Origin of the sequence: Bacillus sp. DB-2 (genome assembly GCF_003315125.1) — a bacterium.
GTDB lineage: Bacteria > Bacillota > Bacilli > Bacillales > Bacillaceae_G > Bacillus_A > Bacillus_A mycoides.
The window spans coordinates 347179-367125 of the sequence record NZ_QNRN01000004.1 but is presented as its reverse complement, the minus strand read 5'-3'; the positions used below and the strand labels follow the sequence as shown (position 1 = coordinate 367125).

Below are 19947 nucleotides of genomic sequence, written 5' to 3'. Positions count from 1 at the left end.
GAGTGGTGGCTTCTTCTATAAGGAAGAACTGCTCTTTTTCGAAAGGGTGGTGCAAGTGGGGAAACGATTATTCGTTTCTAGTACCAACCAAAAACATACTTGGGGTGTTACTGTGAGGTGGCATGAATGCTAGAGCGTCAACTGTCTAGTGATAGATGAAAAGACCTAGCGTTCTAACTCAAGCCCCCACTGAAACGCTTCATCTCAGTGGGGATAGTTGACTCAGCTGATAACATGGTAGCCCTCCTTATTAAATTCATTGATCAACTTTTTACCTGTTAACACATTACCGAAATAGGGTATGATTGGTTCCTTTGCATTCCAGGTTCAACACCCCTTCGATATTGTAAAATGTATCTCATTTATACAAATTGTAATATAATTTAAATGTAAATTCGTAGCGTAAAATAGATTAAAAGTAACAAATGTTGAGAAAGGATTCCCTTGTCAAAATTAGTATTTGTATTTCACTAGATAATAAAAAATGTAGAATGATTTTTTCTGACATTGTTATTTATTAGTAATCAAAATACAAAATAAAGAATTTTCTCGGCTGGAAATTGTTACACACTCATAAAATGGAGGCAATAGTTATGCAGCAAATTAAAAAAATAGGAGACTCATTTTGGTATATGACACCTGTTTCTGAAACAGATAGACCTATATTAGGAATGGTCATTGGAAATGAAAAGACTTTGATGATAGATGCAGGTAATTCAGAAGCACATGCACAATTGTTTTTAGAAATGCTAAAAGAGCAAAATATCTCAAATCCTGATTTTGTAGCATTAACGCATTGGCACTGGGATCATATTTTTGGATTACCTGTACTACAAGGTGCATTATCTATTGCGCATTCTGAAACGAAAAGAGAGATGCAGAAACTAGTTTCTTATAAATGGACAGATGACGCGTTGGACACACGAGTAAAAGAAGGCACAGAAATTGAATTTTGTGCGGACTGTATAAAAAAAGAGTTCATTGAACAACCAAGAAATATTCAAATTATTCTGCCGACCTTAACCTTTCAGAAGCAACTTGAATTAGACCTTGGTGATGTGACATGTGTGTTAAAGCATGTGGGCGGAGACCATTCACATGACTCTGTTGTTATTTATATTAAAGAAGAAAAGATTTTGTTTTTAGGAGACTGTATATATGCAGATATCTTTTCTGCAAAGCGGAACTATACAACGAAACGAACGTTTAAACTGATACAAGAATTAGAGAAATTTGATGCCGAAACCTATATTCTTTCACATGGGGAAGCTATAGATCGAAATGAATTTTTGCGAGAGATTCGTTTATTAAAAACAGTAGGAACTTATACGGAAACTCATAAAGGCGATGAAGAGAAGATAAAGGCAGCATATAAACAAGAACTAGATAGAGAATTAAATGAAGATGAGCTAGAAACAATAACGTACTTTGTAAATGGTTATGAAATGGTTAATCTGTAAAACCTAACTCAAACCAGATTGAAGCTTATTCTGATTTGAATATAATTAAACTGCACAAAAAGAGTATTGAAAATTAATTCAATACTCTTTTTAATAATTAAATATTTAGTCCCAACCAATTTCTAAATTTTTTTGCTGGCTCATCAACTGGGTTTATACGGCTTTCAACACTGGTTGTGATTAGCAGCTTTTTTAGCTAATTCAGTAATATATTCAAAGAATGCATCACGTTTTACATCATAAATGACATTTACTGGTCTTCCGTTAGCAGTTTCCACTGTACGTCCTTGGCTGGGTCCGTATGTATGAACGATACTAGCAATCGTTTTTGTTTTTGCAAGATCAGCTTTCCCAACAAACGCAGCAGTTAATACATCCCACAAATAGTAGGTAGAGTTAGTTGAAAAGTGAACGAGAGGGGGGACCATCGCATAGCATTGACCAAGAAAATCAACACCAATATATTTACGCTCTTTTGCCCACTGTTCACGTATGTCTATAGTTAGCGGAACCTGGTTTGTACTTTCTAGAGTTACTAAATCAATGATTATATTAGCATTCCAAACACGAGCTACTGCTTCGGGATCCCAAAATGAATTCCACTCGGCTGTTCCGTCATGTTCCGGCTCATGTACATTGCCTGCAGTACGAAATGTACCGCCCATCCAAACGAGACGTTCAATTTTATCTTCGATTATTGGAGATTCATATAGTGCACGAGCAAGGTCAGTTAGGGGCCCTGTAAATAATAAAGTTGTTTTTCCATCAGTTTGTAGAAGAGTCTCTATTATATGATGATGTGCAGGTTTTTTTGATGCAGGTGTAACAACTTTCCCAGACTCATTTAAAATGGGTAAAGCATCTACATAAAATGCATGCATCCGCCAATCTTTTGGAAATGGATTTTTCGCACGGGAATTTGATGCTGCTACCTCAATATTATTTTTGCCGAAGCGATCTATAATTTTACGACTGGCAGACATCGCTGGTTTTAAATAACAATCTGCAGGAATAACTGAAACACCTGTAAGCTCTACATTTTCCATCTGGAGTAGTAAAAATAGTGATATTAAATCATCTACACCACCATCATGATTGAAGTACACTTTTTTCATCATTTTAATCTCCATTCTTTAATATTTAACCAGGAATTAAATTTTAATTGATGAACAATCATCAATAATTTCCACCACTTCAATTCTCCCATTAATCAGTAACTCAGGAAGTTCATTTCTAACGTTTCCTTTCCAATACTCTCTAGCTTGTTCCATTTTTTGAGCGAAAGGAATACCATCTTCTTTCGGTAAAAGACTTCCGTCACCTTCAAAAGAACTACCGATCACTCGTAGTTTAACAATCTGCAAAACATCTCGATTATAAGAATCAAATAAAGCTTTCCATTTCAAAGCATCTTCATAGCTTTTGGCAGCATATAAGCAAGACAACCTTGACGGATATTCAGGAAATTCTTGCAGTCTAACCATTTCTACAATCGTTTCTCTAACAGCTCTAATTGTTTGATCTATATAATTCATAACTACTTTAGCATTTTCATTATTTATATGTAATCCGTCACTTTTATAATGATTGTTTAAAATGTTTATGCCATCTTCACCGTTAGAGTTTAATTGTTCTCTTTCAAAAAAGAAGTGATAGAGGGTATTAGTTTGATTTTTATCGAAATGAATGATTTGTCCAATATTCATTTTTTTCCTTGTAACGATGTGGTATACGTAAAATTTTGTGTCATTCATGGTTATCCTCCTAGTAGTAATGTAATTCAATGTTAAATTTAGTAATTCAACATTGAAATATATAAAACCTTTATAATCATAAAGTTATAGAGTGGGATAGGATTCGAGTGGAAAGTGAAAGAAATGCACGTAAACGCTTTAAAAATGTTCACAAAATGTTCACTTACGAAGGAGTTTCCAATATCGATATAATGACAAAGACTCAAAGAGAAGGGATGATGAAAATTGCCAACAACAAGAAAGGAAAACCTCCAATTTGGTATGATGATGTGCCTCGGGATGGTTATCGTTATGACGTTTTACAATTTATTAATGAATGGAGCAGGAGGGCCAATTCATATTAAGGAGATCGCATTAGAACTAATAATTGGATTTATTATTGCGCTATTAATTGAAATATGTATCGTTGGACCATGTGCGAAAAAGATTGTATTTGCATTACCATTTGATAAATCAAAAAAAGTAAACATGATTATTGCGATGGCAACAACAATGGTAATCGGAATGGTATTCTTTATGTCATTTTACGGAATGGCTATGATGTATTTACATAATGGGTTACATGGTGACTCATTCATTTCAATTTATTTCTCGGTCTTTATTAAAAATTTTATTATGGCGTACCCACTTCAATTAATAATAATGGGACCTCTTGTACGTTTCTTATTTGGAAAGTTTGTTTTGAAGAATAAAGGTGTTAATGTAGCGTAGTTAAATTTATTTTATTCGATTATAAAAATTAAACAATAATATAGATTCAATGTATCGCAAGAATTTGAAATGCATGTAAACAAATGAATTATTGAAGTCATGTGAAAGTGATTTAGTTATGATAATAAACCTCTTAGTGTATGTTGTTAAAAAGCTGTACCTTTTTTGTATAAGGGTACAGCTTTTGTTGTAATATTTGTTTGGAATTTATATGGGGAAATGTAGCGATTATTCACCTGTAAAAAAATTAATATCAATTTAAAGGAGAGAGTTAAGTATGTAAAGAAAAAATATAAGTGAATGCGATCTCGATTTGTGGTGGGATAAAATACATTTAGTAGTTAGTTAAAAATGAAAGTCTAATAGTAAGGGCATTATACATAAGGGAGAGACGCAAAGTGATTAATTATATGTTAAAAGATGGTGAACGATATTTAGATATATCTGATATTAAACATTAGTATAAAATTGCAGGGACAGCTCATAATACAGTTCCTCTCATTATTGTACATGGAGGTCCAGGCGGTAATCATTACGTATTTGAGAGAACTTTGGGAATGAGGTTAGAAGAATATTTAACGGTAGTTTATTATGAACAAAGAGGATGTGGGCGTAGTGGGGCACCTCAAGATGATAATGACTATTCTATAAATACTTTAGCAGGAGATTTGGAGGAATTAAGAAAGCGATTAAATATAAACAAGGTAAATTTGTTAGGATATTCTTTTGGTGGACAACTTTGTTTAGAGTATGCTTTAAAATACCCAGAAGCAGTTGAGAAAATGGTATTACAGGCACCATTATTAGACGATTATGATGAAGTGTATAATGTGCAGATAGAAGGGTTCCTAAAAGTAACGGAAGGGAAAATGAAAGAACAAATATCTATAATTAGTAAGTCGGAAATCTCCTTGAAAGAAAAAAATAATCAAGTTTGGAACATTGTTGATACTGAAGTTGTTGATCGGCTATTGTTTAAAAATCACGAATTTGCAAAGTTAAATCGTAGTCTTTGGGAAGAAAGTCATTTAAATAATACAGGGGAGATGAGTAAAGTTATTTTTGAAACGAAATCAATTGTACCGCTTATTGAGCGCATTAATGATTTGGAACAAGATACATGTGTCATTGTTGGAGTGTATGACTATAATACTGGTGTGGAAATGAGTAAAAGGATAACGAGTCATATGAAAAATAGTAAACTTGTTATATTTGAAAATAGTGCACATTTTCCAGATATCGAAGAGACAGATAATGTATGTGAAACGATTATAGAGTTTTTAGAAATATAGTATAAAAACACGAATAGGATTAATTGTTTGAATGTTTAATTATATAATAAATGAATTGTTTGTTTATAATTGGGGAGGATGCAATATGATTGAATATAGAAAAGCAAGAGTGGAAGATATACAGGGGATTATTAAAGTGTGTTCAGACGGTTATAGAAATACATATCCAGGTTTGTTGCCCCAGCAATACATAGAAAGTACGATCAAGGAGTTTTACAATGAAGAAAGAGTGAGAAGTGAAATATTAAATATTAGCCAAGAGTGGAATGGCTGGTTTGTTGCAAGTGATAATGGAGAAATACTCGGTGCTGGTGGAGGTGGTTTCACTGGTAAAGAGACAGCAGAGTTATTTGTAATATATTTAAATCCAAATAGAAAAAGAGAAGGCATTGGTACAGAATTACTTTCTATAATTACAAATAATCAAATTGAACGTGGTGCAAAAGAACAATGGGTTTCAGTTGCAAAAGATAATGATATGGGAATTCCATTTTATGAAGCAGTTGGATTTAAATACCAAGATGGAAGACCAGCTTATGGGCTACCTGTAGGCGAAGGTTTCACATCTATTCGATACAAACGTGAGTTAGCAATTAGCTTAGTTGAAAGATAAGTAAAAAAGACCTCGTCCGAATTAAATTTAGTTTATAGTTGTTGAAGTCAATAAAAGTAAAGGCAAGGACCTATTTGATATGTATAGTATGTTTTTGCCTTTATATTATAGTTAGTTTTGAAAAAAGTTTGATAAAAAGGTCTATTTTGTAGGGTAATTACCCATGCATAAAATAACACTAATTTTTTGTACACTGTTGCTATAAATTCTCGCGAGAGTTGGAAAATAGCCGGGTTTCCAACCTGATGTGGTGATGAGGTGCGAAGCTATTATGAGTGCAGTGACATAACTAGGAGGTTTCCACTATGACAGCTTTATTTAAAGCTATGGAGTTCCAGCTGAAAACTGAACGACTTGATCTGAGTATGTGGGAGGAATCCGATTCAGTCTGGATGAGAAAATTAATTGGCGAACGTGGTGTGGATATGCCAAACCTTGACGCCGTTGGTAGCAAGCTTATCGAGATGCGTAAGAGGGCAGTCGAAAATGGTATTTCCCTTCTCACTATCCGCCGACGAGACGAAGGTGATTTCATCGGATACTGTGGCTTGATTATCGGTCGTTCCACACTGGAAGAGCCGGAGATCGCATACGAGTTGCTCCGCAGTGCTCATGGCAAAGGCTATGCGACTGAGGCAGCATCTGTTGTTCTGGACGCTGCGATTGCTACGGGGCGCCACAGACTTTGGTCGACTGTAGGCGCTTGGAATGTTGCGTCCTTCCGGGTGTTAGAAAAGATAGGATTTAAGAGGCATCACAGTACGTGGGACGAGCGCGGTGAGATTGTTTGGAACGTACGCGACCTTTAGAAATCCCGGACCTAACTCGAAACTATTGAAAAGGAGAAGAGGTCATTAATTTGGGCGAGAATCCAGATAAAGATAAAAGAACTGATTTATAATCCAAATAGTGACAAACTATAACTGAAGCATGTTCTCCTTCCACATTCAGTAAAAGATAAGCCTTTTTATTAACAATGGGTATTTCGTGAACTCTCATTAAAACACTCTCTCGTCCTTTGTTTATCTTTAAGGCTGCCTCTAATCAAATTAGGATTTTTTATTTAATGTCCTCGAAAGCGGAGTACTGCCTTCGCACCGAGGCTTTGTCCTCCTCCAAAAACCAATCGAACGTTTCAAGTTATATATCTTTATTATACTGATTAAACTAAATATTTATTGTTTACTTATTTCATTCATTATGTAAATAAAAAGAATAATTTGCCCTCATAATGGACTAACTATCCTATAGATTATTATATGAATTTAATAAAATCGAGGTCTTCTTTTGTATACTCAACTATGTGTTGCTCTAAATGTGTAAATTCAGTGGATTTCTCTGATAATAATTTAAAAGTACCTGACATATTTAATAATAAATTCATGTATTCGTTTGTTAATTCTTTATTAGTCATTATTTTTCGTGTCCTTTATCAATTTAGTAATTATTTTATTACTAATATCAATGTTATGTAAATCGTGAGAGATGCAGTAGAGGAAAAGTTAAAGTTTTTTATGAGCGGTGAATAGAAAGATTATAAAATATTACTTTATACATAAAAAACTAATGAAGCCAATGTCTTTTTCGGTCATTATACTATTAATAATTTTATGGTAAAATCTTTTACATAATGAAATAAAGGGGTAGTACTCTATGGGTTATTTCTCAAATAGTTTATTAGTTTTGTTTGTTCTTATCGTATGTAGCTGTATGATTTTTGGTTGATAATATAATGATGGATTTATAAAAAAGAAGGTAATTCACAATGGTGAGATGCCTTCTTTTTCTTATTGAAGTATTGTTCTAGTCAGTTTAACGACGGTCAAAATTTTTTTGGAATAAAACAAAAAGGATGATAGGGAGTATTTACATGAAAACTATTTTAAATTACACGATTGAACCCCCTAAAGATTTCAATGAATTATTAACTATGTATGAATCTTTAGGATGGAATTCTCTTAAATTATCGGTTAACGAGTTAGAGCAAATGTGTAAACAAAGTTGGTATGTGATATATGCTTTTAAGGAGCAACAATTAATTGGGATGGGACGAGTAATATCAGATGGTGTAATAACGGGTATTATTTGCGGTGTATGTGTATTGCCAGAATATCAGTCCATGGGCATTGGAAAAGAAATAGTGGGACGATTAATCCAGCACTGTGAACAAAACAAAGTTATTCCCCAACTTATGTGTGTAGAAAATCTGCAATCTTACTATGAATCTATAGGGTTTAAGGCATTCTCTATTGGAATGACAAAACATATTATAAGATAGCGGGGCTTTATATTTTCGGTGTACTTGTACATATGTTCAAACTTTATCATAAAGGAGCATAAAGTTATGAAGATTGCTAAAGGGGTAGAGATGTTACATCTTGAATTTCAAGAGTATATTATTCACCCAATTCTTTTATGGGATGATGAAATGGCAGTTTTAATAGATGCTGGATTTCCTGGACAAATTGAAGATATACGAATAGAGATGGGGAAGGTTGGAGTATCGTTTGATAAACTAAAAGCCGTGATTTTGACGCATCAAGATATAGATCATATAGGTAGTCTTCCTGAACTATTACAAAACTGTGGAAGTAATATAAAAGTCTATGCTCACGATTTAGATAAGCCGTATATCGAGGGGGAGTTACCTTTGTTGAAGGATGCACAAGTACAGAATCCTCCGAAAGGAAAAGTGGATGATACTTTGGTTGACGGCCAAGAACTTCCATATTGCGGTGGTATTCTTATTATTCATACCCCAGGGCACACTCCTGGTCATATTAGTTTATATTTGAGACAAAGTAAAACTCTTATCGCTGGGGATTCAATGTATAGCGTAAACGGAATTTTAGGTGGAATTCATGCCCCAACTACTTTGGATATAAAAGAAGCGCAAAATTCTTTGAAGAAGTATTTAAATCTAGAAATTGATTCTGTAGTTTGTTACCATGGTGGAGTAAGTAAGGGGAATATAAATGCACAAATTCAAAAGCTGTAGATAAGAATTTTTTGTTAATCGGTGCTAAAGTATAATCTAATTGCTAGTATATAAATAAAACCCTTAAATTAATAAAGAGCATGTTTGAAGGAATTTCAAATGTGCTCTTTATTAAATATAATCAATTTAATTTTGATGACTTAATCCATTCCAATAAAACGAAACGATTTCTTTTGCTAATTCATCTATATTTGCAAGAGTAGGGTTGTGATTCTCATCTTTAAAATTCCCGATTGATAATAAAGCGACGAAAGCATGGGCAGCAAATTTAGGATTTCCTTTAGGAATTTCTCCAAGGAGAATTGCGTTATCTAGCGCTTTTTCCAACACTTCATACATGTTATCCTCGGCATTTTTTAATTCCTTTAATTGCTCTTCAGATAAAGAAAGTTTTGCATCTTTCATAAAATTATTCATATCAATATCCATCGTTGCGTGTAAGTATACTGTAGCAAAGTTCAATAATCTTGCTTCCAAGGTTTTATTCGTAGAGAGTATTTGATCCATATTTTCTCTTATTCGTACCATCATTTGAATCATAGTAGCGGTAAATAAATCCGCTTTTGTTGAATAGTAATAGTAGACGGTTGCTTTTGTAACACCACATTCTTTCGCGACCTCATCCATCGAAACAACTTGATAATTTTGAGTGAGAAATAACCTAGTTGCAACTTCTAAAATGATTTCTTTTGTAGACTTTGTATTTTTATTTTGACGAGGCCTTCCGAGAGGACGTTGTTTTTGATCCAAATACATTCGCTCCTGACATTTATTATTGAGATAATTATAACATAATTTTTTAATCATTCTTGATTAATTAACCGACCAGTATATATAATTAATGTTGGAGGAAAAAAGGAAGGTGGGGTTTTATGAAAAAGCACCCGTTACATATGTTAGGGAGGCTTGTAGCAGGGGAGAATACGCAATGGATAACTTTATCGGTATGGATTCTTATTACATTAGTACTTTCATTTACGTTACCACAAGTAAACAGTACGAAAGAACCGAATCCGAAAAATTTACCTGAAACAGCTATGTCACAGCAAGCTGAAGCACTTATGAAAAAAGAATTTCCTAATAATGCAGGAAACCCGTTGTTAGTTGTATGGCATCGGGATGGTGGATTAGAGTCAAAAGACTACAAATTAATACAGGACGTTTATAAAGAGTTAAAAACGGACTCTTTAAAAGAACAATCATTGTTACCACCATTTGATACAATTCCAGAGCAAGTATTATCAAAAAGTGCATCAAAAGATGGTACATCATTTGTCACACCAATATTTTTTAATAAATCTGCTGGAACGGATATATTAAAAGGTAATTTAGAAGAGTTACGAAAAATAGTAAATAGTAAAGTGGATGAAGATCCGTTCAAACAAAAAATTACCGACTCTGGTTTACATGTTCGATTATCTGGACCTGTAGGTATTCAAACGGATGCGGTAAGTTTATTTAGTCAAGCTGATGTGAAATTATTAGTTGCTACTGTACTACTAGTATTGGTTTTATTAATTTTACTGTACCGTTCACCAATTTTAGCAATTTTACCTTTACTCGTTGTTGGTTTTGCATACGGAATTATCAGTCCGACACTGGGCTTTTTAGCAGACAATGGATGGATTAAAGTAGATGCACAGGCTATCTCGATTATGACTGTCTTACTGTTTGGAGCAGGAACGGATTACTGTCTATTTTTAATTTCAAGATATAGGGAGTATCTGTTAGAAGAAGAAAGTAAATATAAAGCACTGCAACTTGCGATAAAAGCATCAGGTGGGGCAATTATAATGAGTGCATTAACTGTCGTACTTGGATTAGGAACATTATTACTTGCTCATTATGGAGCCTTTCATCGATTTGCAGTACCATTTAGTGTTGCTGTATCCATAATGGGGATTGCTGCTTTAACAATTCTTCCGGCATTTTTATTGATTTTTGGTAGAGTTGCATTTTTCCCATTCATACCGAGAACAACTTCGATGAATGAAGAGTTTGCAAGAAAGAAAAAGAAAGTAGTAAAAGTAAAAAATACTAAAGGGTTCTTTAGTAAAAAACTTGGGGATATTGTTGTACGTAAACCGTGGACAATTATTATGCTAACTGTATTTTTATTAGGAGGATTGGCTTCATTTGTACCACGTATTCAATACACGTACGATTTATTAGAATCATTCCCGAAAGATATGCCATCACGTGAAGGGTTTACATTAATTACTGATCATTTTTCAGCTGGAGAATTAGCACCGGTAAAGATTGTAGTTGATTCAAACGGAAAAGATTTACCTATTAAACAAGAAATAGAGAAATTATCTTTTGTTAATAAAGTGAAAGAGCCAATGAAGGGAAAAGAAAATAATCAATTGCAAATGTATGAAGTTTCTTTAGCGGAAAACCCATACTCAATTGAAGCATTAGATCAAATCCCTAAATTGAAAAATAGTGTAGAAAAGGTATTAAAAGATGAAGGAATTAGTAGAGCTGAGAATCATTTATGGATTGGCGGAGAAACAGCTTCCTTATATGATACAAAGCAAATTACTGAACGGGATGAAGCGGTTATTATTCCGGTTATGATTAGTATCATCGCTTTACTTTTACTCGTGTATTTACGTTCAATCGTTGCGATGATTTACTTAATTGTAACTGTCGTTTTATCTTTCTTCTCTGCATTAGGAGCAGGCTGGATTTTACTGCATTTCGGTATGGGAGCTCCCGCGATACAAGGCGCGATCCCATTATACGCATTCGTATTTTTAGTTGCTTTAGGAGAGGATTATAATATCTTTATGGTTTCTGAAATATGGAAGAATAAAAAGAAACAAAATCATTTAGAATCAGTTAAAAATGGTGTTATACAAACAGGTAGTGTAATTACATCCGCAGGTTTAATTTTAGCAGGAACATTTGCAGTGTTAGGCACACTTCCAATTCAAGTTCTTGTCCAATTTGGTATTGTAACTGCAATTGGTGTATTACTAGATACATTTATTGTAAGACCATTACTTGTACCAGCAATCACAGTTGTTTTAGGCCGCTTTGCTTTTTGGCCAGGGAAACTTTCTAAAAAGAGAGAAGAAGTACAAAAATTGGATGTATAATAGAGAAGAACCAAGGATATTTTCCTTGGCTCTTTTCTATGTAGTTCATTAATTTTTTGAAGTCAAATCATCAGTTACAACGTGATCAGCATCTTCAATGGTTGTTTCGGGCATTCCATATAAGCCGTTCATTGCTTGTTCTTCGATATTAAGATTTGCAGTATTATTATTTTGAATAGATGTAGTGTTTTCGATAACATTTTCTTTTTTATTTACATTTTTGTCATTCATGCTTGAATCCTCCAAACATCATTTGATTTATTAATAGTATGTGGATGGATTTCCAGAAATATGTGAACGAATTTCTGCAGATGTTATATAGTTAAATAAAAAGCTTAGTATTAAATTTAAACTGTAAGGAGTGAACAAGTGTGGTGAAAACAAGAAAGTTAGCCTTCTAAAATAAAAATAAAATTTTAGGAGGCTATTAAAATGAAGTTTCATGTAATTGACAGAGAAAATTGGAATAGAGAGCAGTATTTTGAACATTATTTAAAATTAAAGTGTTCGTTTAGTATGACAGCGAATGTTGATATTACGATGATGCTAGAGGAAATACATCAAAAGGAAATTAAATTTTATCCGACTTTTATTTATGTAATTTCTAGAGTGATAAATAAACATACAGAATTTCGAACATGTTTTAATGATGAAGGAGTTTTAGGGTATTGGGAGGAAATGATACCTAGTTATACAATCTTTCATAAAGATGATAAATCTTTTTCAAGTATATGGACGGATTATTCTAGCGATTTCCACATTTTCTATAAAAACTATGAAGAGGATATGAGATGTTATGCTAATGTTCATGGTTTCTTCACGAAAGAAAATATTCCGCCAAATATTTTTCCGATTTCTGGTATACCTTGGACTAGTTTTACAGGATTTAATTTAAATATTAATAATGATGGTGATTTTTTATTACCAATTATTACTTGTGGGAAATATTTCAATGATGGAAGCAGGGTTATGCTACCTGTTTCATTGCAAGTACATCATGCGGTTTGTGATGGATATCATGCGAGTCGATTTATAGAGGATTTACAGGAGCTAGCTAATACTTGTAACGAGTGGCTTAAGTAATATCTAATTATTAATTATATAAAATTGAAAATGAATAAGCGTTAAAATAAAAAGAAGAGAACATATGTATATTACATGTTCTCTTCTTTTTATTCATTCATACTAAGTAACAGTGGAAAATATAGGTTGATTTGTAGTTTAATAGTAAAGAGAGTGATTAGTTTTAAAATTCTTTATTTTATAATTATTTAAGGGTTCAAATGTTTTAATAGGGGGAAGGTAAAGTGAAATTCATACGTATTGAAAAAGATGAAATCCTAATTAATAATATGGCAAAATTGTATTGTAAAGCATTTGAGAAAACAAATTTTACTGAAATGATTGAGAGAATGAAAAGACATATAGAATATGCAGATTTTAAAGGTATAATAGCAATAAATGATGAAAATGAGGTAGTTGGTTTTACTTATGGTTATCGCTCATTAGAAGGGCAGTACTATAATCAATTAATGAGAGAAGCGTTAAATCTAGAACAAGCAGACGAATGGTTACAAGATTGTTTTGAATTTGTAGAGTTAGCAGTTCACCCACAATATCGAAATGAAGGTCTTGGAATGAAATTACATAATGAATTAATAGAAGGGATTTCAAATAGAACGAGTATTTTAACAACACAAATAAACAATGAAAAAGCGCGTTCTTTATATAAAAGATTGGATTGGATGGATGTATTAGAGCCATTTCACCCAAGTAAAAGTGATGTCCCATATGTAATAATGGGAAAAATATTAAAGACAAAAGTAAATTAATAACTATATCGTTCACAAAAGTTATCGGTTTATAACAATGAAGGGGAAAACAAAAATGACAATAATATCTATAGAAAAAGCTACAATTTTAGATGCTGAAAAGTTAACAGAAATAATGAAAAGAACATTTGATGAAGAAGCAAAGCGATGGTTATACGGCCAAGGTGATGTAATTGATTATAACATTCAACCGCCAGGATATTCTTCAGTTGAAATGATGAAATATTCAATTGAAGAATTGGATATTTACAAAGTGATAATGGATGAAAAAGTAATCGGGGGAATTATAGTTACGATCTCTGGTAAATCGTATGGAAGAATCGATCGTATTTTTGTAGAGCCTTTTCTTCAAGGAAAAGGAATTGGATCGCGGGTTATTAAGTTAATAGAAGAAAAATTTCCGAACATAAGGATTTGGGATCTTGAAACATCTAGTAGACAAATTAATAATCATCATTTTTATAAAAAAATGGGCTATGAAATAATTTTTAAATCTGAAGATGAGTATTGCTATGTAAAAAGAAAAAATGTAGATGCAGTTGGAGAGAACCTAATTAAAAATAAAGATATGAAAAATGGTCAATACGAAAACTGTAATTTGGTTAATACAGAATATTATCAAGTAAATTTAAAAAATAGTGCATTTGTTGGTAGTAATATAATGCATATGAATATGAGTAATTGTAATGTAAGTCAATCAAAGTTTAGAAATATAAATTTTAGAAATTCCTCATATGCAGATTTAAATCTTTCTAGTAGTAAATTTAATTTGGTGAAATTAGGTGGAGTGCAATTCCAAAATACAAGTCTTGGAGATGAGAAGGAACCTATTTCATTTGAAAACTGTGATTTGGAAGGTAGTACAATACATAATAGTAACCTGAAAAATATTAAAATAATAAATTGTGATATAACTGGTATGAAAATAAATGGTATTCCAATAGAAAATTTGCTTGAGTTGTATAATAGGGTAAAAAATTAAATAAAAAATCACTTAGCATATTCTAAGTGATTTTTTCATTTTGAACGAGAGGGAATATAAGAGATGATGTTCAAAAAGCGAATATTATATCGAAATAATTATATGAAAATAACACAAAGAAATAAGGGTTGGCAGGATTTTAATATGGGATATTAGAATATTATATTTGAATGGAGGGGGAAAAGATGGAGATTAACGTTAGAGCAGTAGAAACACAAGATGCTAGAGCAATTCATCGTATATGCATTCAAGATGATGTTTTACCATATATGGTTTTCCTACCTAGTATGCGTGTAGATGCAATGGAGAATAGAATTCGAAATTTAGCACAGAATCAATTTGAATTTGTAGCAGAATATGATGGAGAAGTTGTTGGATTTGTCGGTTTAACCCAAAGTCCAGGGCGAAGATCCCACTCGGGTGATTTATTCATCGGAGTAGATAGTGAGTATCACAATAAAGGAATTGGAAAAGTACTTCTTACAAAAATGCTTGATTTAGCTGATAATTGGCTAATGTTAGAACGAGTGGAACTTGGTGTATTAGAAACGAATCCTAGAGCCAAAGTATTATATGAAAAATTTGGATTTATCGAAGAGGGTGTAAAGGTTGGGAATTTGAGGGCTCATGGGAACTTTGTTAACGAAATCATGATGAGTCGTTTTAGACCAAATGGTTTGATTATACATAATAAATAGGGGGGTAAATTGAACAGAAATATCGATTTGTTTTGAAAAAATTATGGCAAAAGGACGCCATACTTTTTTTAGTTTATTAAAAATAAAGAGCAATTTTTATTTAAAGGATGTTTTAACGGATGAAGCATTAGGAATCATCTTAATCCGGAAAGCATATGACTTAATAGAATCTATTTCTATGTGCAAGGGGAATGCATATGTGGAAATTTCAAAAACCTTGAAAAAACGATTGCATAAGTATATTTAAATTTTATTTATTTTCATACATAGTATAATTGAGCATTCAAGGAACAAGGAGTGATTGTAATGTCGACAGACCAACCTATTCCTGGACATTTTATTATGGACCCACAGCGAGCTATGCTGTTGCCACCGGAATTGAAAGCAGCTCCATCTGAATCATTAACAGAACAATTATTTATTGAACGATCTATAACTGAAAATAGATTTTGGTTACGTATTATGAAAGAGCATGCTTTGTTTCTTGGTGAGGGGTTTAATCGTAACGATAAAAATTTAATTCAGCAAGTAGAACAGTTTTATAATCAGTTTGATAGGCAGCTGCAAAAAGCATTTACTATTCCACAAACTGTTCAAGCGGTAAGGCAATTAAATGAAGAGAGCATTCAGTTAGTGTATGCTTTTCGTAATTATAAAAGAAACTTACTAATTTTAATCATCAATTGTAAAGTGAAAGGGTTTAATTTTCCACTTTTAGTGGATCATGTTGCACGAGAAGCGGAATATTTTATGCGGACACTTCAAAAGTTTAATGAAGGCAAGATGGATCCTATTCAAGATGCGATTATTAGCGAGAATGTTTTCTGGTTACGAATTATGATGGAACACTCACGTTTTATTGCTTCATTACTGGATCAATCGGAGAGAAATCTTGTTCATACAGCGTTGAAATTTGGAGATGATTTTGAAATTCTTCTTAATCAAGCTAGAGATGTTGAATCGATGTTATATCAAAAAGAACCGACATATCCGATTATAGGAAAAATGAATAAAGATAGTGAAAATGCTACTGTTGAGTTAAGGAATTTCAAAAAAGCAGGATTAGAGTTAATTCAAACATGCCAAATTCGAAATGTCATAAATCCATTGCTTGCTGATCATGTTACAAGAGAGGCAGAGCATTTCCTCTTTATGATTCATGTATTGGAGCAAAGGCTAAAGCAAAAGCAAGTGGAACAATCTCCGCAATAATAAATAAACAAGAAAAGCGTGGCAAACTAATGTCATGCTTTTCTTGTTTATCCCGCTATTTGTGGGCAGTAAAACTCCCACTGATTAAAGTTTCACTTTATAAATTGTGATTCAATTGTTTCGGTTGTAATAAAAATATTGCTAATCCAATGAAAATAAGTAGAATTCCTAGTCCTTGCTGTAAAGAAATTGTTTCATCTAAAATGAAATAGGCTAAAATACAAGTTCCAATTGTCTCTCCTAAAATACTCATCGAGATAACAGTAGCGCTCATCCATTTTAATAACCAATTGAAAATTGTTTGTCCTAAAATCGTTGCAATGAATGCAAGACCTATAAAGGACCACCATGTTTGTGTAGTGTAATTGAAGAAAGATGACTGCTGTGTGTAAGCAAATATACCCAGAAAGAGTGAACTACTGCCATAACTAATTACCGAGTACGGTATTAGGGATAGGTCTTTACGAACATGTTGACTAATGAAAAAGTAAGCTGTTATGACGCCAGCAGCAATAAAAGCTAAAATATCGCCGTATAAAGCCTCACCACTAATTTGAAAATCTTGCCACCCAATCACGATACTTCCTGAAATTGCAATAAGGCAGCCTATAATTGCACCTTTCGTAAACCGTTCCTTAAATAAAAAATAACCACCGACCATTGAAAATAAAGGTTGCAACGTTACAATAACTGTAGAACTTGCTACAGAAGTATACTGTAATGATTCAAACCATAGTACATAATGAGCTGCTAGAAATAATCCAGATAAGAGTCCAAATCCCCAGTGCTTTTTTGATAATGAGCAAAGTTCGCTTCGATTGTTTGTATTAAATATTAGAAACGGTAAAAGAATTACCGTAGCAAACAATAATCGATAAAAAGCAGTGATTGCTGCAGGGGCATCTGCTATTTTTACGAAGATTGCTGAAGTAGATAAGGCGAACACACCGAAAAATAAGATGAAATATGAAAGAATAGGTGATTTCAAAGTTTGTCCCTCCGTTTGATTGTTTATTATAATGAACTGTATATAATATAATGTACAAAAGTTAGTATATAAGCCTAAGATGAAATAAGGAAGGATTAATTGCCACTGTTTAGTATGTCAGCACAAAAGGAACGAAAGATGTATTATGATGGACGAAAGGAAGTTGTAACAATGATTCATTATCGACTAGGTCAAACTGTTTTAAGTTATCGTAAGAAAAATAATATGACAATTCGTAAATTTGCTGATTATGCAGGAATCAGTACTTCACTTATTAGTCAAATTGAAAGAGGACATGCCAATCCTTCTTTAAATGTATTGGAATTAATAGCGAAAGCATTAAATGTACCGCTGTTTACTCTTTTTATTAATGATATTGATACAGACTCACTTATTTCTAAGAAGAAAGATCGGAAAAAAGTATATCGAGAAAATAATGATCATATTGTTTATGATGTGTTAACACCAGATTTTATGAAAGCTCGCATTGAAATGTTAATGATGGATTTAAACGGATATGCAAATACAACAGAAAGTCACTATTCCCACGAAGATAAGGAAGAAATTGCAGTTGTAATGAAAGGGGAAGTGTATGTGGAATTGGAAGGGAATGAATATTTTTTAGAAGAAGGAGATGTTGTGCGTATTCCACCGAACGTGAAACATAGATTTTTGAATAAGAGTGATGAAATGAATCACATCTTATTTGTATTAACACCTTCGTTAAGCTAAGGAAGTAGCTTAAGGATACATACTAAGTGGTAACATAATAGAAAGTATCAATTACATAAAGATTCGCGTGTATAATAAAACAACTATCTATAAATACATACACATTTGATTTTCACTTTGTATGTTTAAGAAGATGAGAGGCTTGACGAAAAATTAAGATAGTTCCATGACTATCAAACCAAATAATTCAGATAAACAAAGAGTGAAAATTTTTAAGGCTTTGGCAGGAGTAAAACGAGAGATTGTTCGTTATTTATTTCATAATCAAAACAAACACAATTGTGGAAGATTGAGACTGCATTAGGGATGAATAAGTATCATCTCAAAATATTATTAGAAGCAAATTTAATTCTTGTTGAGCGACAGGGGCAATTTAAATTTATAGCTGTAAAGGAGGAAACTTTTCAAGAGTTTTCACCTGGCTTTTTGCCGACTTTGTAGATGCTGAAAAGTCATTTTTATTAGGGGGGAAGAGCGGATAATAATGGGAAATATAAATGTATTAAAAGATGGGCTCTCAATTATATCTCAATGTAAAAAAGAAACAAATGATATTTGGCATGCACATTTCGGAGCAGCTGCCATTGCTAGTTATTTTTTTACGAAAAACAATAACATTGATGAAAAAACTGCCTGTAACATTTATTCTCAAGCGAAAATGATGCTCCATAAGCAAAGGTTAGGCGAAACAATTGATAATAAACAAGGTGTCGATTATCAAAGTGCTGAAGAAACGATAATCAAATCTTTGGAACAAACGATTGATGAACTCCATTGGGTTGGTCATAATGTAATTTACGCTTCTTTAAGTTTACTAGCCATTAAGGAGTTAAGTCATTGGGGGAGTGAGCAAGATATTAATAATATAGCAAACCTTATATTATCGTTTCAAAAAACAATTCCCGGTAGATCTTGGATTGGTTTTACAACTAAAGAAGTAAAGCGACTAATTATAAATAATGAGGAGATTCAAAGCGAAATTAAAAACCCGAAGCAATTATCTGAATTTATTTTAAATGAGTTATCTAAATTTAATGTTATATATAAGGCAGAATCACATCACGATTTAATTGGTCATATGCTTACCTTCTCACATGCGATTAATATATTATATGACTTAGGGCATATAGAATTATTTCAACGAGGAATAAAACCACTATTAAAGCTAGTTTATGTACTTAGAAAAAGTCGCAATTTAATGCCGAATGCCCAAATAATATTGAATTCTCCTGTAGATCGTTTACCTCTCACAAAAGCAAAACAAGTTGATACACTTCCGCTAGATAATGCATTCTGGCTTAAAGACTACAGCGAATTTAATTGGGATTTTGGGCACATATTTAAATTTTCATATAGTTATTTTGATCACTTAACAAGGGTTCCAGTATATAAAGATAAAACATTTGAGAAATTCTGTTGTATTATTAATGAGTAAAAGTGTCTAACTTTAAATTAATAGTAAATGGCACACATTCATAAACTAACATAGTTATAAAAAATGGTAGGAAATTATAATGACCTGTAATAATAGGCTTAGTTTAAGTCTCTTTTTTTGTTAGTAGTATATTGTT

At 32.6% G+C, this 19947-nt stretch carries 20 protein-coding genes and 1 pseudogene; 15 read left to right on the top strand and 6 right to left on the bottom strand.

What is annotated here, in order from left to right; genetic code table 11:
- Nucleotides 1–593 precede the first annotated feature (593 nt).
- Nucleotides 594–1460 carry an MBL fold metallo-hydrolase gene (locus DET63_RS09605; RefSeq protein WP_113936548.1) on the top strand — a complete coding sequence of 289 codons (867 nt, stop codon included), beginning with the start codon at nucleotides 594–596 and terminating at the stop codon, nucleotides 1458–1460.
- 164 nt (nucleotides 1461–1624) lie between these two features.
- On the opposite strand, the gene DET63_RS09595 is transcribed toward DET63_RS09605, so the two are convergent.
- Both DET63_RS09595 and DET63_RS09590 read right to left on the bottom strand, forming a co-directional pair.
- Nucleotides 1625–2578, bottom strand: coding sequence for a nucleoside hydrolase (locus DET63_RS09595; RefSeq protein WP_113936547.1), 954 nt, complete (start codon nucleotides 2576–2578; stop codon nucleotides 1625–1627).
- A 33-nt stretch (nucleotides 2579–2611) separates the two neighbouring features.
- The gene (locus DET63_RS09590; protein ID WP_113936546.1) at nucleotides 2612–3214 is read right to left on the bottom strand and encodes a DUF2441 domain-containing protein; all 603 of its coding nucleotides are present in this window, start codon (nucleotides 3212–3214) and stop codon (nucleotides 2612–2614) included.
- A gap of 225 nt (nucleotides 3215–3439) precedes the next feature.
- Between DET63_RS09590 and DET63_RS09585 the strand changes: the two genes are divergently transcribed.
- From DET63_RS09585 to DET63_RS09570, 4 genes are all read left to right on the top strand, one after another.
- Nucleotides 3440–3925 carry a DUF2798 domain-containing protein gene (locus DET63_RS09585; RefSeq protein ID WP_113936545.1) on the top strand — a complete coding sequence of 162 codons (486 nt, stop codon included), beginning with the start codon at nucleotides 3440–3442 and terminating at the stop codon, nucleotides 3923–3925.
- Nucleotides 3926–4392: 467 nt separating this feature from the next.
- Entirely contained in the window at nucleotides 4393–5217 is an 825-nt protein-coding gene (locus DET63_RS09580; protein WP_235661808.1) for an alpha/beta fold hydrolase, read from the top strand.
- Nucleotides 5218–5302: 85 nt separating this feature from the next.
- A complete protein-coding gene (locus DET63_RS09575) occupies nucleotides 5303–5830 on the top strand; it encodes a GNAT family N-acetyltransferase (RefSeq protein ID WP_113936544.1) in 528 nt (175 codons plus the stop codon).
- Nucleotides 5831–6135: 305 nt separating this feature from the next.
- On the top strand, nucleotides 6136–6639 hold the full coding sequence (locus DET63_RS09570) for a GNAT family N-acetyltransferase (protein ID WP_113936543.1): 504 nt from the start codon (nucleotides 6136–6138) through the stop codon (nucleotides 6637–6639).
- Between the two features lie 482 nt (nucleotides 6640–7121).
- On the opposite strand, the pseudogene DET63_RS30595 reads toward DET63_RS09570, so the two are convergent.
- Nucleotides 7122–7244: pseudogene (locus tag DET63_RS30595) on the bottom strand (MarR family winged helix-turn-helix transcriptional regulator); the annotation flags it as partial.
- A gap of 456 nt (nucleotides 7245–7700) precedes the next feature.
- On the opposite strand from DET63_RS30595, the gene DET63_RS09565 reads away from it, so the two are divergent.
- Together DET63_RS09565 and DET63_RS09560 are read left to right on the top strand one after the other, a co-directional pair.
- A complete protein-coding gene (locus tag DET63_RS09565) occupies nucleotides 7701–8108 on the top strand; it encodes a GNAT family N-acetyltransferase (RefSeq protein WP_113936542.1) in 408 nt (135 codons plus the stop codon).
- 66 nt (nucleotides 8109–8174) lie between these two features.
- Nucleotides 8175–8828 (top strand): MBL fold metallo-hydrolase, encoded by a 654-nt coding sequence (locus tag DET63_RS09560; RefSeq protein WP_113936541.1) that lies wholly within the window; start codon nucleotides 8175–8177, stop codon nucleotides 8826–8828.
- Nucleotides 8829–8954: 126 nt separating this feature from the next.
- Here the strand turns inward: DET63_RS09560 and DET63_RS09555 are convergent, their stop codons facing one another.
- The gene (locus DET63_RS09555) at nucleotides 8955–9578 is read right to left on the bottom strand and encodes a TetR/AcrR family transcriptional regulator (protein WP_113936540.1); all 624 of its coding nucleotides are present in this window, start codon (nucleotides 9576–9578) and stop codon (nucleotides 8955–8957) included.
- A gap of 122 nt (nucleotides 9579–9700) precedes the next feature.
- On the opposite strand from DET63_RS09555, the gene DET63_RS09550 reads away from it, so the two are divergent.
- Entirely contained in the window at nucleotides 9701–11932 is a 2232-nt protein-coding gene (locus tag DET63_RS09550; protein WP_113936539.1) for an MMPL family transporter, read from the top strand.
- A gap of 48 nt (nucleotides 11933–11980) precedes the next feature.
- Here the strand turns inward: DET63_RS09550 and DET63_RS09545 are convergent, their stop codons facing one another.
- Nucleotides 11981–12163, bottom strand: a complete 183-nt coding sequence (locus DET63_RS09545) for a DUF4021 domain-containing protein (protein ID WP_002012828.1) — start codon at nucleotides 12161–12163, stop codon at nucleotides 11981–11983.
- A gap of 201 nt (nucleotides 12164–12364) precedes the next feature.
- Between DET63_RS09545 and catA the strand changes: the two genes are divergently transcribed.
- From catA to DET63_RS09515, 5 genes are all read left to right on the top strand, one after another.
- On the top strand, nucleotides 12365–13015 hold the full coding sequence (gene catA / locus DET63_RS09540) for a type A chloramphenicol O-acetyltransferase (RefSeq protein WP_002085665.1): 651 nt from the start codon (nucleotides 12365–12367) through the stop codon (nucleotides 13013–13015).
- A 224-nt stretch (nucleotides 13016–13239) separates the two neighbouring features.
- Nucleotides 13240–13764: a GNAT family N-acetyltransferase gene (locus DET63_RS09535; RefSeq protein WP_113936538.1), complete on the top strand. Its 525-nt coding sequence runs from the start codon at nucleotides 13240–13242 to the stop codon at nucleotides 13762–13764.
- A gap of 37 nt (nucleotides 13765–13801) precedes the next feature.
- Nucleotides 13802–14746 (top strand): GNAT family N-acetyltransferase, encoded by a 945-nt coding sequence (locus tag DET63_RS09530; RefSeq protein ID WP_181777904.1) that lies wholly within the window; start codon nucleotides 13802–13804, stop codon nucleotides 14744–14746.
- A 185-nt stretch (nucleotides 14747–14931) separates the two neighbouring features.
- Nucleotides 14932–15444, top strand: a complete 513-nt coding sequence (locus tag DET63_RS09525; RefSeq protein ID WP_113936536.1) for a GNAT family N-acetyltransferase — start codon at nucleotides 14932–14934, stop codon at nucleotides 15442–15444.
- Between the two features lie 306 nt (nucleotides 15445–15750).
- Nucleotides 15751–16656, top strand: a complete 906-nt coding sequence (locus DET63_RS09515; protein ID WP_002165842.1) for a DUF2935 domain-containing protein — start codon at nucleotides 15751–15753, stop codon at nucleotides 16654–16656.
- Between the two features lie 97 nt (nucleotides 16657–16753).
- Here the strand turns inward: DET63_RS09515 and DET63_RS09510 are convergent, their stop codons facing one another.
- The gene (locus tag DET63_RS09510) at nucleotides 16754–17644 is read right to left on the bottom strand and encodes a DMT family transporter (RefSeq protein WP_113936534.1); all 891 of its coding nucleotides are present in this window, start codon (nucleotides 17642–17644) and stop codon (nucleotides 16754–16756) included.
- A gap of 114 nt (nucleotides 17645–17758) precedes the next feature.
- Between DET63_RS09510 and DET63_RS09505 the strand changes: the two genes are divergently transcribed.
- Together DET63_RS09505 and DET63_RS09495 are read left to right on the top strand one after the other, a co-directional pair.
- On the top strand, nucleotides 17759–18376 hold the full coding sequence (locus DET63_RS09505) for an XRE family transcriptional regulator (protein WP_181777906.1): 618 nt from the start codon (nucleotides 17759–17761) through the stop codon (nucleotides 18374–18376).
- A gap of 484 nt (nucleotides 18377–18860) precedes the next feature.
- Nucleotides 18861–19811, top strand: a complete 951-nt coding sequence (locus tag DET63_RS09495) for a hypothetical protein (protein ID WP_113936532.1) — start codon at nucleotides 18861–18863, stop codon at nucleotides 19809–19811.
- Nucleotides 19812–19947: the final 136 nt, after the last annotated feature.

Coding starts and splice junctions, on each gene's coding strand:
- DET63_RS09605 (WP_113936548.1), top strand. CDS start 594: ATGCAGCAAATTAAAAAAATAGGAGACTCATTTTGGTATATGACACCT.
- DET63_RS09595 (WP_113936547.1), bottom strand. CDS start 2,578: ATGATGAAAAAAGTGTACTTCAATCATGATGGTGGTGTAGATGATTTA.
- DET63_RS09590 (WP_113936546.1), bottom strand. CDS start 3,214: ATGAATGACACAAAATTTTACGTATACCACATCGTTACAAGGAAAAAA.
- DET63_RS09575 (WP_113936544.1), top strand. CDS start 5,303: ATGATTGAATATAGAAAAGCAAGAGTGGAAGATATACAGGGGATTATT.
- DET63_RS09570 (WP_113936543.1), top strand. CDS start 6,136: ATGACAGCTTTATTTAAAGCTATGGAGTTCCAGCTGAAAACTGAACGA.
- DET63_RS09565 (WP_113936542.1), top strand. CDS start 7,701: ATGAAAACTATTTTAAATTACACGATTGAACCCCCTAAAGATTTCAAT.
- DET63_RS09560 (WP_113936541.1), top strand. CDS start 8,175: ATGAAGATTGCTAAAGGGGTAGAGATGTTACATCTTGAATTTCAAGAG.
- DET63_RS09550 (WP_113936539.1), top strand. CDS start 9,701: ATGAAAAAGCACCCGTTACATATGTTAGGGAGGCTTGTAGCAGGGGAG.
- DET63_RS09545 (WP_002012828.1), bottom strand. CDS start 12,163: ATGAATGACAAAAATGTAAATAAAAAAGAAAATGTTATCGAAAACACT.
- catA (WP_002085665.1), top strand. CDS start 12,365: ATGAAGTTTCATGTAATTGACAGAGAAAATTGGAATAGAGAGCAGTAT.
- DET63_RS09530 (WP_181777904.1), top strand. CDS start 13,802: ATGAAGGGGAAAACAAAAATGACAATAATATCTATAGAAAAAGCTACA.
- DET63_RS09525 (WP_113936536.1), top strand. CDS start 14,932: ATGGAGATTAACGTTAGAGCAGTAGAAACACAAGATGCTAGAGCAATT.
- DET63_RS09515 (WP_002165842.1), top strand. CDS start 15,751: ATGTCGACAGACCAACCTATTCCTGGACATTTTATTATGGACCCACAG.
- DET63_RS09505 (WP_181777906.1), top strand. CDS start 17,759: ATGTCAGCACAAAAGGAACGAAAGATGTATTATGATGGACGAAAGGAA.
- DET63_RS09495 (WP_113936532.1), top strand. CDS start 18,861: ATGGGAAATATAAATGTATTAAAAGATGGGCTCTCAATTATATCTCAA.